Origin of the sequence: Streptomyces sp. NPDC050703, from assembly GCF_040654435.1 — a bacterium.
Taxonomy (GTDB): Bacteria; Actinomycetota; Actinomycetes; order Streptomycetales; family Streptomycetaceae; genus Streptomyces.
Window position 1 is genome coordinate 44263 of sequence record NZ_JBFAHX010000043.1, and the last position, 12507, is coordinate 56769.

Consider the following 12507-nt stretch of genomic DNA (forward strand, 5'->3'; position numbering starts at 1 on the left):
TGAGACGGGCCCTTACGGCCTGGGCTCGGCCGTCAGGTCGATGAGCCGGCAGACCGTCTCGATGTCGATCTTGACCTGGGCGATCGAGGCCCGCCCCGAGAGCCAGGTGATCAGTGCCGAGTGCCAGGTGTGCTCGATCACCCGCACGGCGGAGAGCTGGCGCGCGCTCGGCGGCTCCGGCAGGGCCATCGCGTCCAGGATGATCGCCGTGGTGAGCCGGGAGACGGTGTCGACCTCCGGGCTGACCGACCGGTCGGCGAAGGTGAGGGCCCGCACCATCGCGTCCGCCAGGTGCGGCTCGCGCTGGAGCGCGCGGAAGGCCCGCATCAGCGTCTCCGCGACGCGCTCCGCGGGCGTCTCCCCGGCGGGCGGGCGCTTCCTGAGCGTGCCGTGCATGCGCTGGAGCTGGTCCTGCATGGTGGCGACCAGCAGATGGACCTTGGAGGGGAAGTAGCGGTACAGCGTGCCGAGGGCGACGCCCGCCGCCTCGGCGACCTCCCGCATCTGCACGGCGTCGAAGCCGCCCCGGCCGGCCAGTTGCGCGCTCGCGTGCAGGATGCGGCGGCGGCGCGCCTCCTGGCGCTCGGTCAGGGGCGGCGTCGCGGGGTCCGCCACTCTGGCTTCCGCTGTCATATGGATGCCCCCCTCCGGAAATCGCCTCGCGAGATCGCACAGCATGGCAGGGAGCCGGTCGTGGCGCGAATCACCTGATCCGGGCCCTGCACCCCCGGCTACCTGCCGGTAGATTCGAAGTTCGATCAGCGATCTTCCGTCGATCACCCGACGATCAAGTCTGTAACTTGTTCTAGATTACAGTCCCGGCGTAATCTCGCGGACAACTGCACGGAGAAGGGGGCCGAGAGTGACCGCTGAGGCCATGGAAGCGGGCCCCCGCAAGGGCTCCGGCGTTGACGGCGACCGACCGCTGCGCATCGCCCTCCTGACGTACAAGGGGAACCCGTTCTGCGGCGGCCAGGGCGTCTACGTACGCCACCTCTCACGTGAGCTGGCACGGCTCGGCCACAGCGTCGAGGTCATCGGCGCCCAGCCCTACCCCGTCCTGGACGAGGGCGCGGGCCGGGAGAACCCGAGGCTCACCGAACTGCCGAGCCTGGACCTCTACCGCTCGCCCGACCCCTTCCGCACCCCGAAGCGCGACGAGTACCGCGACTGGATCGACGCCCTCGAAGTGGCGACCATGTGGACCGGCGGCTTCCCCGAGCCCGTCACCTTCAGCCTGCGCGCCAGGCGCCATCTGCGGGCCCGGCGCGGCGACTTCGACGTGGTGCACGACAACCAGACCCTCGGCTACGGCCTCCTCGGCGACCTGGGCGCGCCGCTCGTCACCACGATCCACCACCCCATCACCGTCGACCGGCAGCTCGAACTGGACGCCGCGCCCGACCTCAAGCGCCGCCTCTCCGTCCGCCGCTGGTACGCCTTCACGCGCATGCAGAAGCGCGTGGCGCGCCGGCTGCCCTCCGTCCTCACCGTCTCGGGCACCTCGCGGCAGGAGATCATCGACCACCTCGGCGTCCGTGAGGACCGCATCGACGTCGTCCACATCGGCGCCGACACCGGTCTCTTCTCGCCCGACCCGGCCGTGCCCGAGGTGCCCGGCCGCATCGTGACGACCTCCAGCGCCGACGTCCCGCTCAAGGGCCTCGTCCACCTCGTCGAAGCGCTCGCCAAGACGCGCACCGAGCACCCCGGCGCCCACCTCGTCGTCGTCGGCAAGCGCGCCGAGGACGGCCCCGTCGCCCAGGCCATCGAGCGCTACGGCCTCGAAGGCTGCGTCGAGTTCGTCAAGGGCATCACCGACGCCGAACTCGTCGACCTCGTCCGCTCCGCGCAGGTCGCCTGCGTGCCCTCGCTGTACGAGGGGTTCTCGCTCCCCGCGGCGGAGGCCATGGCGACCGGCACTCCGCTCCTCGCCACCACCGGCGGCGCGATCCCCGAGGTCGCGGGGGACGACGGCGAGACCTGCCTCGCGGTGCCGCCCGGCGACGCGGGCGCGCTCGCCGCCGGACTCGACCGGCTGCTCGGCGACGCGGAGCTGCGGGCCCGCCTCGGCGCGGCGGGCCGCCAGAGGGTCCTGCGCAAGTTCACCTGGGCGCAGGCAGCCAAGGGCACGGCGGAGCGCTACCGCGAGGCCATGAGCCGATCCGCCGCCACGAACCCCGGCCGCCCCGCGGCCACCGCGACGTACTCCGGGAGCCATCGCTGATGCTGACCGTCGACTTCACCCGCTTCCCGCTCGCCGCGGGCGACCGCGTCCTCGACCTGGGCTGCGGCGCGGGCCGGCACGCCTTCGAGTGCTACCGGCGCGGGGCGCGGGTGGTGGCCCTCGACCAGAACGGCGAGGAGATCCGCGAGGTCGCCAAGTGGTTCGCCGCGATGAAGGAGGCGGGCGAGGCCCCGGCGGGAGCCACGGCCACCGCGATGGAGGGCGACGCGCTCAACCTGCCCTTCCCCGACGCGTCCTTCGACGTCGTGATCATCTCCGAGGTCATGGAGCACATCCCCGACGACAAGGGCGTACTCGCCGAGATGGTCCGGGTCCTCAAGCCCGGCGGCCGCATCGCCGTCACCGTCCCGCGCTACGGCCCCGAGAAGGTCTGCTGGGCGCTCAGTGACGCCTACCACGAGGTCGAGGGCGGCCACATCCGCATCTACAAGGCGGACGAACTCCTCGGCAGGATGCGCGAGGCGGGCCTCAAGCCGTACGGCACGCACCACGCGCACGCGCTGCACTCGCCCTACTGGTGGCTGAAGTGCGCGTTCGGCGTCGACAACGACAAGGCGCTGCCCGTGCGCGCCTACCACAAGCTGCTCGTCTGGGACATCATGAAGAAGCCGCTGGCGACCCGTGTGGCCGAGCAGCTCCTCAACCCCGTCGTCGGCAAGAGCTTCGTGGCGTACGCGACCAAGCCGCACCTGCCGAAGGCCGCGGCCGGCCTCTCGGCCGACGCCGCCGACGACGCCGCGGCGGACACCAAGTGACGAGCCCGGAGCGGACCGAACACCTCGTCCTGCCCGGCGTCCTGACGGCCGAACAGGCCACGGCGACGGTACGCGGCATCCTCGCCGTCCAGCGCGAGGACGGCGCCATCCCCTGGTTCCGCGGCCACCACCTCGACCCCTGGGACCACACCGAGGCCGCCATGGCGCTCGACGCGGCAGGCGAACACGCGGCGGCCGAGCGCGCCTACGACTGGCTCGCCAGGCACCAGAACGCCGACGGCTCCTGGTACGCCGCGTACGCCGACGGGGACCCGCACGACGTCACCGACCACGGCCGTGAGACCAACTTCTGCGCCTACATCGCGGTCGGCGTCTGGCACCACTACCTCGCCACCGGCGACGACGCCTTCGTCGACCGCATGTGGCCCGTCGTCGTCGCCGCCGTCGAGTTCGTCCTCGCCCTCCAGCAGCCCGGCGGGCAGATCGGCTGGAAGCGGGAGGCGGACGGCACGCCCGTCACCGACGCGCTGCTCACCGGCTCGTCCTCGATCCACCAGGCGCTGCGCTGCGCCCTCGCCATCGCCGAGCAGCGCGAGGAGCCGCAGCCCGACTGGGAGCTGGCCACCGGCGCCCTCGCCCACGCGATCCGCCGCCACCCCGAGCGCTTCCTCGACAAGGCCCGCTACTCCATGGACTGGTACTACCCGGTCCTCGGCGGCGCGCTGACGGGACCGGAGGCCAAGGAGCGGATCGAGGAGGGCTGGGACCGCTTCGTCGTGCCGGGCCTCGGGGTGCGCTGCGTCGTGCCCAACCCCTGGGTCACCGGGGGCGAGAGCGCCGAACTCGCCCTCGCCCTGTGGGTGCTCGGGGAGTCCGACCGCGCCCTGGAGATCCTCCAGTCCATCCAGCACCTGCGCGATCCGGAGAGCGGCCTGTACTGGACGGGCTACGTCTTCGAGGACCGGGCCCGCTGGCCCGAGGAGCTGACCACCTGGACGGCGGGCTCGCTGCTCCTCGCGGTGGCAGCGCTCGGCGGTGACGAGGCGACCTGCGCCGTCTTCTCCGGGGAGCGGCTGCCGAACGGCCTGGCCCCGGAGTGCTGCCGGAGCACTCCGTAGCCTCGGCGGGTCCGTGGCGCCGGTGGGTCAGTAGCGGCGCAGACGGCCCGCGAGCGCGTGGCCGATGAGCAGGTACACGACCGCCGCGAGGCCGTAGCCCGCGACGACCCTGGCCCAGGTCTCGTCGAAGGTGAACAGGTCGTGGGACCAGCCGGCGAGGAATCGGGCCACGTCGTGGATGAACTGGACGAGCTCGTTCGCGCGATTGGCGTCCAGGAGGTACATCAGGATCCACAGCCCGAGGATGAGGGCCATGACGTCCGCGATGACCATGACGATGTTCGCTGCGGTGCTTCCACTTGAGCGTCGCACTGGGGACATGGCAACCGTTTACCTGCGATGCGCGCGTTGAAACAGCGCGCCCTCCGAGAACCCGTACGGGCCCGCCCGGGTGGCGGGGCCCGGGGGCCGGGGTGACGCTGCCCGGAGGACCGCTCACCTCTGGAGGCCGCTGCCGTGCTCAGCTCCGTACCCGTCCGCAATGCCGGAGTCTCACTCACCCTGTGCTGCAGTCTGCTCGTCGGAGCGACGGCCTGCGGCAACGACGACGCCAAGGAGACGAAGGCGTCGGCGCCGTCCGAGAGCAGCAGCGCCGAGAAGCAGAAGTTCGCCAAGACCCGCTTCGTCGCCAACGCGGGGCTCGCCGCCGGGGCCACCTACCAGTGGATCGTGAAGCCGTGGCGCGCGGGCAAGTTCAAGAAGGGCGCCGACGGCCGCAAGTTCGCCCTCATCAAGGCGGGCCTCGCGGGCGCGTTCACGTACAACAGGCTGAAGGCCGCGACGAAGAACGCCAAGGGCGACCCGGCCCTCTCCAAGGCCGTGGCGCCGCTGTCCGAGGGCATCGAGAAGCTGAAGGACCTGCCGTCCAAGCTCCGCAAGGGGGACTCGACGGACTCGATCGTGAAGGACTTCGACGGCATCATCAACTCCGTGAAGGGCGCGGGCAAGGACGCCGGGGCCGAGGTCAAGGACAAGGTGCCGTCCGCCGGCGAACTCGGCAACGGCTGACCGGGCGCTCTCAGGAGTTCAGCTCGGCGAGGACGCGCAGGGTGTGCGGGTCGGGGGCGAGGACCAGCAGGTCGGTGACCGGCCCCTCGCGCCACGCGGCGAGGCGCTCGGCGACCCGCGCGCGCGGACCGACCAGGGAGACATCGTCGGCGAAGGCGTCCGGCACGGCGAGGACGGCCTCCTCCCTGCGGCCCGCCAGGAACAGCTCCTGGACGCGCCGCGCCTCTTCCTCGTACCCCATGCGCGCCATGAGATCGGCGTGGAAGTTGCGGGCGGCGTGCCCCATGCCGCCGATGTAGAAGCCCAGCATCGCCTTGACGGGGAGCAGCCCTTCGGCGACGTCGTCGCAGATCCTCGCGCGGGCCATCGGGGCGACGGTGAAACCCTCCCGCAGCCCGGCGAGGGAGGCCCCGTACACGTCCGTGCGCAGCGGCGACCAGTACAGCGGCAGCCAGCCGTCCGCGATCCGCGTCGTCTGCTCGACGTTCCTCGGCCCCTCCGCGCCGAGCAGGACCGGCAGGCCGGCCCGGAGCGGATGGGTGATCGGCTTGAGCGGCTTGCCGAGACCGGTGCCGTCGTCACCCGCGTAGGGATGCGGATGGAAGCGGCCCCGCACCTCCACCGGGCCCTCGCGGCGCAGGACCTGCCGTATGACCTCGACGTACTCCCGGGTCGCGGTGAGCGGCGACGTCGGGAAGGGCCGCCCGTACCAGCCCTCCACGACCTGCGGCCCCGAGAGGCCGAGGCCGAGCATCATCCGCCCGCCGGAGAGGTGGTCGAGGGTGAGCGCGTGCATGGCGGTGGCGGTGGGGGAGCGGGCCGCCATCTGCGCGACGGCGGTGCCGAGCCTGATGCGTGAGGTGTGGGCGGCGATCCAGGTCAGCGGTGTGAAGGCGTCCGAGCCCCAGGCCTCGGCGGTCCACACCGAGTCGTAGCCGAGCCGCTCGGCCTCCTGGGCGAGGGCGAGGTGGCCGGGGTCGGGGCCGCGCCCCCAGTAGCCGAGTGCGAGCCCGAGCCGCATACGCCCTCCCGGTCGCCGGAGCGTGCCTGACGGGGCGTCAGCCACTGGCCGGGCCGACTGTACGACAACGGCCCCCCGCCCGGAAGGGCGAGGGGCCGCGGGACCGCCGGGCGCGGATCAGCCGCGCTGGATGCCCGTGGTGTCCTGGAGGACGCCGCGGCGGCCGTCCTGCGTCTGGGCCACCAGGCCGGGGCCGCGCTGCTCGACGGCGAGGTACCAGGTGCCGGGGGCCAGTTCGGCGATCGGCGTGGGCGAGCCGTCCTCCGCGTACAGCGGACGCGGCACCGGCACGGCGAACCAGAACGGCGAGAAGTCCCCCGCGGGCTGTGCCTGCGCGGGCGGCGGGGTCTGCCCGGCCTGCGGCTGCGGCTGCCCGCCGAAGGACTGGCCGCCCTGCGGCTGGCCCGGCTGGGCGCCGTAGGGCGAGCCCGGCTGCGGCTGGCCCGCGCCGGCGCCCGGGTAGCCGTAGCCACCCTGCGGCTGACCGCCGTAGGGGCCGGGGGCGGCCGGACGGGGGGCGCCCATGAGGGGGGCCTTGAGGGCGGGGACGACCAGACCGGCGATCGCGCCGGCGGCCAGGACCAGCGCGCCGATCAGGCCGAGGATGAGGCCGACGCCGGCGTCGATCTTGTCCGAACCGCCGCCGAACTCGCTGTTGAACACGAAGCCGAACGACTGGTCGGCGTCGAAGATCGCGCCGAGCGCGCTCCAGGCGGAGGCGATGGCGAAGGCGACACCGACCTGACCGAGGTCCAGGCCCGCGACCTTGCGCTGCTGCGGCAGCGCGCGGCCCACGACGACGAGCACGGCGGCGATGATGCCGAGCAGGTACACGCTGAGCAGGAGGTTGCCGTTTTCCCAGGCGTTCGGCAGCTTGTCGCTGTCGACGCCGTCGACGTCAAGGGTGTCGAGGAACGACGCGATGAAGAGCAACACCGCTGCTCCGATCACCACGCCGTCGCCTCGAGTGAGGGAGCGGAAATTCACTTCAGGTCCTTCGTCAGTCGTCTCGTCAGTGGAGGCGTCGCTGTCGCCGTGTTCGCGGTCGTGTCGCGGGGCGCGAAGCGCGGGGGTGGCCCCTCATCGTAGGAGGGACAATATCGTCCGGACGTGTGGGGTGTCTGCTCGGGATAAAGACGTCCACATTACAGAAGGAAGACGTTCACGCATCACCCCCGCAGGAATCCCTCGATCCCCTCGGAGATGCCCCGCGCCGCCTTCTGCCGCCATGCGCCGCTCTTGAGGAGCGCCGAGTCCTTCGCGTCCCGCATGTTGCCGCACTCGACGAAGACCTTGGGGACGGTGGAGAGGTTGAGGCCGCCGAGGTCCGTGCGGGTGTCGAGTCCCGTGCCGTCGCCGATGTAGTTGGAGGGGGCGCTGCCCGTCACCTCGACGAACTTTCCGGCGATGCGCTCGCCCAACTCCTTGGAGGGGATCACGATCGCGGAGGTGTCGGCCGCACCCGACCTCACCTTGCCCGGCATGATCACGTGGTAGCCGCGGTTGCCCGCTCCCGAGCCGTCGGCGTGCAGGGAGACCACGGCGTCGGCCCCGGCCTTGTTGCCGATCCTGGCGCGCTCGTCGACGCAGGGCCCCCAGGGCCGGTCGCCGTCCTGCGTCAACTTCACCGTGGCGCCCTGCTTTTCGAGCAGGGCCCGCAGCCGGTGGGCGAGGTCCAGGGTGAACTCGGCCTCCGTGTAACCGTCGTTGGTCGACGTGCCGGTGGTGTCGCACTCCTTGCTGTTCGTCCCGATGTCCACCTTGCGGTTGATCTCCGTCGTGTGACGGAAGTTGCCGGGGTTGTGGCCGGGGTCGATGACGACCGTCTTGCCCTTGAGGGGGCCGTTCGCGGCGGGGCGGCGCGCGGGCGGCTCCGTGGTCGAATCGTCGCCGTCGCCCCTGCCCTCCCCGTCCTTCTCGTCGCCCTTGTCATCTCTGCCGTCCTTGCCGTCCTTGCCGGACGCCGAGGGCTTGGCCGAGCCGGGCTCGGAGGGGGCGCTCTGCCCGGTGGACGCGCTCGGTGACGCGGGCAGCGACCGCGCCGGGTCATCGCCACCGGGGCCGCTCGTCGCCTGGTAGACGAGCCACCCGGCCAGGCAGGTGGGCACAAGGGCGGCCACCGCCACGGTGAGCGGGCGGCCGACGCCGCGCTTGGGGGGCGGGGTGGGATCGAATTCCGGACCTACGTACGACACGAGGGCGAGCCTATCCGCGCGGTCGGGTCCCCGCTCCCGTTCGCCGCAGCACGCGCAGCGAGTCGACCCCCGCGACCTCGGTGAACGCCCCGGACTCCAGGGCCCTGAGATACACGCGGTAGGGAGCCTGCCCGGTCATGATGTCGACCGGGTCGGGGAAGACGTCGTGGATGACGAGCAGTCCGCCCTCGGCCACGTGCGGCGCCCAGCCCTCGTAGTCGGCCGTGGCGTGCTCGTCGGTGTGGCCCCCGTCGATGAAGACCAGGCCGAGCGCGCCGCCCCAGACCTTCGCCACCTGCGGCGAGCGGCCCACCACGGCGATCACGTGATCCTCCAGGCCCGCCCCGCGCAGGGTCCGGCGGAACGTGGGCAGCGTGTCCATCAGGCCGACCTCGGGGTCCACCGTCTCGGGGTCGTGGTACTCCCAGCCCGGCTGCTGCTCCTCACTGCCGCGGTGGTGGTCCACGGTGATCGCGGTCGTCCCCGCCCGGCGGGCGGCGTCGGCGAGCAGGATCGTGGAGCGTCCGCAGTAGGTGCCGACTTCCAGGAGCGGCAGGCCGAGCGCGGCGGCCTCCGTCGCCGCCGCGTACAGCGCGAGCCCCTCGGTGCGGGGCATGAAGCCCTTGGCGGCCTCGAAGGCGGCGAGGATCTCCGGCTCGGGCACGGCGGCCGTCCCGGCCGGGTCAGGCACGTCGGCCATGGGGCTTCCTCCAGGTCGTACGGGGTGTCGGGCGCCCCATGATGCACGGCGCCCCCGCCACCGGGGTGACGGGGGTGCGCGGAAGGCGCGGCGGTCAGGCCGGTACGTCGCTGTCGTCGGACGAGCCCGCGAGGGCCAGGTCGACCCGTACGGGGCGTTCGCCGCCCGGGTGTGCGGCGGCCGAGGCGTGCGGCGCGTGTCCCGAAGCGGTGGCGGCGAGGACGTAGGAGCCGTCGCCGGGCACGTCGAGGGCGTAGCGGCCGTCGGTGTCGGTGAGGGCGGCGCCCGCCTGCTTGCCGCGGCGGTCGATCAGCGTGACCTTGGCGCGGGCCAGCGGCGCGCCGTCCGCGCCGTGCACCCGGCCGTGGAAGCCGGCCAGGGCCCTGGTCGCGCGCTCCAGGTTGGCGTCCTCCTCGCTGCTCGCCCGCAGCTGCGTCGTGGCGGGGCGGCGCGCGGAGGGCAGCAGCAGGGCGAAGGCCAGGCCGATGACGACCGCGCCGGTGGCGATGAGGAACGAGACCCGGAAGCCGTGCATGGTCGGCACGGCGACGCCGCCGACGTGGTCGGCGGTGTTGGCGAGGACCATGCCGATCACGGCGCTGGAGACGGAGGTGCCGATCGAGCGCATCAGGGTGTTCAGGCCGTTGGCCGCGCCCGTCTCGGAGGCGTCGACCGAGCCGATGATGAGCGCGGGCAGCGAGGAGTAGGCGAGGCCGATGCCCGCGCCGAGGACGACGGCGATGACGATGGTCTGCCAGGCGGCGCTCATCAGGCCGAGACCGGCGCCGTAGCCGACCGCGATGATCAGCATGCCGAGGATCAGGGTGGTCTTCGGGCCGTACTTCGCGGACAGGCGGGCGTAGACGGGGGCCGTGAACATCATCGTCAGGCCGAGCGGCATCACGCACAGGCCCGCGACGACCATCGACTGGCCGAGGCCGTAGCCGGTCGCCGTGGGGAGCTGGAGGAGCTGGGGCAGGACGAGCGAGACGGCGTAGAAGGCGACGCCGACCATGATCGAGGCGAGGTTGGTGAAGAGCACCGCGCGGCGGGCCGTGGTGCGCAGGTCCACCAGCGGCGCCTTCACGCGCAGCTCCATCACGCCCCACAGGACGAGCACGACGGCGGCGGCGGTGAAGAGGCCCAGCGTGGTCCCCGACGACCAGCCCCAGTCACTGCCCTTGGTGATCGGCAGCAGGAACAGCACGAGCCCCGCGGAGAGGCCGAGCGCGCCGAGCACGTCGAAGGTGCCCTCCGCGCGCATGGGGCTCTCCGGGACGAAGGCCACGGTCAGCAGCATCGAGAGGACGCCGAGGCCCGCGGAGCCGAAGAACAGGGCGTGCCAGTCGGCGTGCTGCGCGGTGAGCGCGGCGAGCGGCAGCGCGAGACCGCCGCCGACGCCGATGGAGGAGCTCATCAGGGCCATCGCCGAGCCGAGCTTCTCGCGGGGCAGCTCGTCCCGCATCAGGCCGATGCCGAGCGGAATGGCGCCCATGGCGAAGCCCTGGAGGGCGCGGCCCACGATCATGATCAGCAGGTCGTCGGTGAAACCGCAGACCAGCGAGCCGACGACCATCACGGCGAGGCTGGAGAGCAGCATCTTCCGCTTGCCGAAGAGATCGCCGAGACGGCCCATGATCGGCGTGGCGACGGCGCCCGCGAGCAAGGTCGAGGTCATGACCCAGGTGGCGTTCGACGGCGCGGTGTCCAGCAGGGCCGGCAGGTCCTTGATGACCGGCACGAGCAGGGTCTGCATCACCGCGACGACGATGCCGGAGAAGGCGAGTACGGGGACGACTCCGCGGGTGCCGCGTGGTTGGGCCGTCGTCATCGACATTGCGTGGGGCCTCCGAAGGGCGCGAGGTGGAGCGGGGGGCGGTAGTTACGTGTAGCTCGAACTTGTCACCTCGGGCGACTATTCCGACAGGCGTCGTACGAGGCGAACTCTTGACCCTTTGTTGACCGGGGCATCACCGCGCCCGCCCCCGCCCCTCCCGCACCTGACCTTCCGTCAGATTGAAACGTGTTCTACTCTGGCGCCCGCCCCGGCAGCTGTCACCGGCGAGGCGGGGCGGTTCCTCGACGTCCCCCGCGACCGAAGGAGTACGTGCCTCATGAAGAGCTACGTCGTCGGAGTCGGCATGACGAAGTTCGAGAAGCCCGAGACGCACGACCGGCAGTACTGGGACATGGCGAAGGAGGCGGGCACCGCGGCCCTCGCGGACGCCGGTATCTCGTACGACCAGGTCGAGCAGGTTCCCGTCGGCCACTGCCTCCAGCCGTCGACGGCCGGGCAGCGCGCCGTCTACGAACTGGGCCTGACCGGCGTCCCCGTCTACAACGTCGACAACAACTGCGCGACCGGGGCGACCGCGCTGATGCTGGCGCGGCAGTTCGTCGAGGGCGGCCTCAACGACTGCGTGCTCGCGCTCGGCTTCGAGAAGATGACGCGCGGCGCCCTGGGCGGCGGCAGCGGCGGGGGAGACCTCGCCGCCTCCCCCGTGGCCCGCCACTACGGCGTCATGGCCGCCCGGCACGGCTTCGGGGCGACCCCGCCGACCGCGCAGATCTTCGGGAACGCGGCCCGCGAGCACATGGAGCGGTACGGCACGACCGAGGCGCAGCTCGCGGCCGTCGGCGCCAAGAACCACCGGCACTCGGCGGCCAACCCGTACGCGCAGTTCCGGGACGAGTACACCGTCGACGAGGTCCTGGCCGCGCGGACCGTGCACCGGCCGCTCACCAAGCTCCAGTGCTCGCCGACGTCGGACGGTTCGGCCGCGGCCGTCGTCGTCTCCGAGCGGTTCGTCCGGCGGCACGGCCTCGCCGGCCGGGCCGTGGAGATCGCCGCGCAGGCCATGACCACCGACACCGCGGAGTCCTTCGCCTCGGGATCGTGCATCGACGTCGTCGGACAGCCGATGTCACGGGAGGCGGCCCGCCGGGTGTACGAGAGCTCCGGGCTCGGCATCGAGGACGTGGACGTCATCGAGCTGCACGACTGCTTCTCCGTCAACGAGCTCCTCACCTACGAGGCGCTCGGCATGTGCGCGGCCGGGGAGTCGGGGAAGCTCGTCGAGGGCGGCGCGACGACGTACGGCGGACGCTGGGTCGTGAACCCCTCGGGCGGCCTCATCTCCAAGGGCCACCCGCTCGGCGCCACGGGCCTCGCGCAGGTCGCCGAACTGGTCGGGCAGCTCCGCGGCGAGGCGGGCGCCCGGCAGGTGCCGGACGCCCGGGTCGGCCTCGCCCACAACATCGGGCTCGGCGGGGCGGCGGTGGTGACGCTGCTGCGGCGGTGACGGCGGCGGAAGCCGGTACCCGTGCGGCGGCGGACGGCTCATGGGACCTGGGGCGTGTTGCGAAAGTCCCGCCTGTCCGGCGACGCCTGGCACGCACACTCGCGGCGTTGTCGGGATCACCCCGATACCACCAGTATCGGGGCGACCCTCCGCCTTGCGATCGCACGCACCAGACGCCGCCGGACCCGCCCTCCGGGCG

12 protein-coding genes are annotated in these 12507 nt (G+C 72.4%); 5 read left to right on the forward strand and 7 right to left on the reverse strand.

The window, feature by feature from the left end; translation table 11 throughout:
• Positions 1–12 precede the first annotated feature (12 nt).
• On the reverse strand, positions 13–633 hold the full coding sequence (locus AB0I16_RS29650; RefSeq protein WP_363252692.1) for a TetR family transcriptional regulator: 621 nt from the start codon (positions 631–633) through the stop codon (positions 13–15).
• Positions 634–862: 229 nt separating this feature from the next.
• Here AB0I16_RS29650 and AB0I16_RS29655 point away from each other — a divergent pair, with 229 nt between their 5' ends.
• From AB0I16_RS29655 to AB0I16_RS29665, 3 genes are read left to right on the forward strand one after another with little or no spacing between them, the layout of a single operon-like run.
• A complete protein-coding gene (locus AB0I16_RS29655; RefSeq protein ID WP_363252693.1) occupies positions 863–2227 on the forward strand; it encodes a glycosyltransferase family 4 protein in 1365 nt (454 codons plus the stop codon).
• A complete protein-coding gene (locus tag AB0I16_RS29660; RefSeq protein ID WP_363252694.1) occupies positions 2227–3003 on the forward strand; it encodes a class I SAM-dependent methyltransferase in 777 nt (258 codons plus the stop codon). Before AB0I16_RS29655 ends, AB0I16_RS29660 begins: the two co-directional genes overlap by 1 nt.
• The gene (locus AB0I16_RS29665) at positions 3000–4082 is read left to right on the forward strand and encodes a prenyltransferase/squalene oxidase repeat-containing protein (RefSeq protein ID WP_363252695.1); all 1083 of its coding nucleotides are present in this window, start codon (positions 3000–3002) and stop codon (positions 4080–4082) included. The genes AB0I16_RS29660 and AB0I16_RS29665 overlap by 4 nt, the downstream gene beginning before the upstream one ends.
• A 27-nt stretch (positions 4083–4109) precedes the next feature.
• On the opposite strand, the gene AB0I16_RS29670 is transcribed toward AB0I16_RS29665, so the two are convergent.
• The gene (locus tag AB0I16_RS29670; protein WP_363252696.1) at positions 4110–4403 is read right to left on the reverse strand and encodes a hypothetical protein; all 294 of its coding nucleotides are present in this window, start codon (positions 4401–4403) and stop codon (positions 4110–4112) included.
• A gap of 135 nt (positions 4404–4538) precedes the next feature.
• Between AB0I16_RS29670 and AB0I16_RS29675 the strand changes: the two genes are divergently transcribed.
• A complete protein-coding gene (locus tag AB0I16_RS29675; protein WP_363252697.1) occupies positions 4539–5090 on the forward strand; it encodes a hypothetical protein in 552 nt (183 codons plus the stop codon).
• Positions 5091–5100: 10 nt separating this feature from the next.
• Here AB0I16_RS29675 and AB0I16_RS29680 read toward each other — a convergent pair whose 3' ends face one another.
• The 5 genes from AB0I16_RS29680 to AB0I16_RS29700 all read right to left on the reverse strand — a co-directional run bounded on the left by AB0I16_RS29680 (position 5101) and on the right by AB0I16_RS29700 (position 10843).
• Positions 5101–6111 carry an LLM class F420-dependent oxidoreductase gene (locus AB0I16_RS29680; protein WP_363252698.1) on the reverse strand — a complete coding sequence of 337 codons (1011 nt, stop codon included), beginning with the start codon at positions 6109–6111 and terminating at the stop codon, positions 5101–5103.
• Between the two features lie 117 nt (positions 6112–6228).
• Positions 6229–7098, reverse strand: a complete 870-nt coding sequence (locus AB0I16_RS29685) for a hypothetical protein (protein ID WP_363252699.1) — start codon at positions 7096–7098, stop codon at positions 6229–6231.
• 182 nt (positions 7099–7280) lie between these two features.
• Entirely contained in the window at positions 7281–8306 is a 1026-nt protein-coding gene (locus AB0I16_RS29690) for an N-acetylmuramoyl-L-alanine amidase (RefSeq protein ID WP_363252700.1), read from the reverse strand.
• A 10-nt stretch (positions 8307–8316) separates the two neighbouring features.
• Positions 8317–9006 (reverse strand): class I SAM-dependent methyltransferase, encoded by a 690-nt coding sequence (locus AB0I16_RS29695; RefSeq protein ID WP_363252701.1) that lies wholly within the window; start codon positions 9004–9006, stop codon positions 8317–8319.
• A gap of 94 nt (positions 9007–9100) precedes the next feature.
• Positions 9101–10843 carry an MFS transporter gene (locus AB0I16_RS29700; RefSeq protein WP_363252702.1) on the reverse strand — a complete coding sequence of 581 codons (1743 nt, stop codon included), beginning with the start codon at positions 10841–10843 and terminating at the stop codon, positions 9101–9103.
• A gap of 277 nt (positions 10844–11120) precedes the next feature.
• Between AB0I16_RS29700 and AB0I16_RS29705 the strand changes: the two genes are divergently transcribed.
• The gene (locus AB0I16_RS29705; protein ID WP_363252703.1) at positions 11121–12308 is read left to right on the forward strand and encodes a lipid-transfer protein; all 1188 of its coding nucleotides are present in this window, start codon (positions 11121–11123) and stop codon (positions 12306–12308) included.
• The last annotated feature ends 199 nt before the right edge of the window (positions 12309–12507 follow it).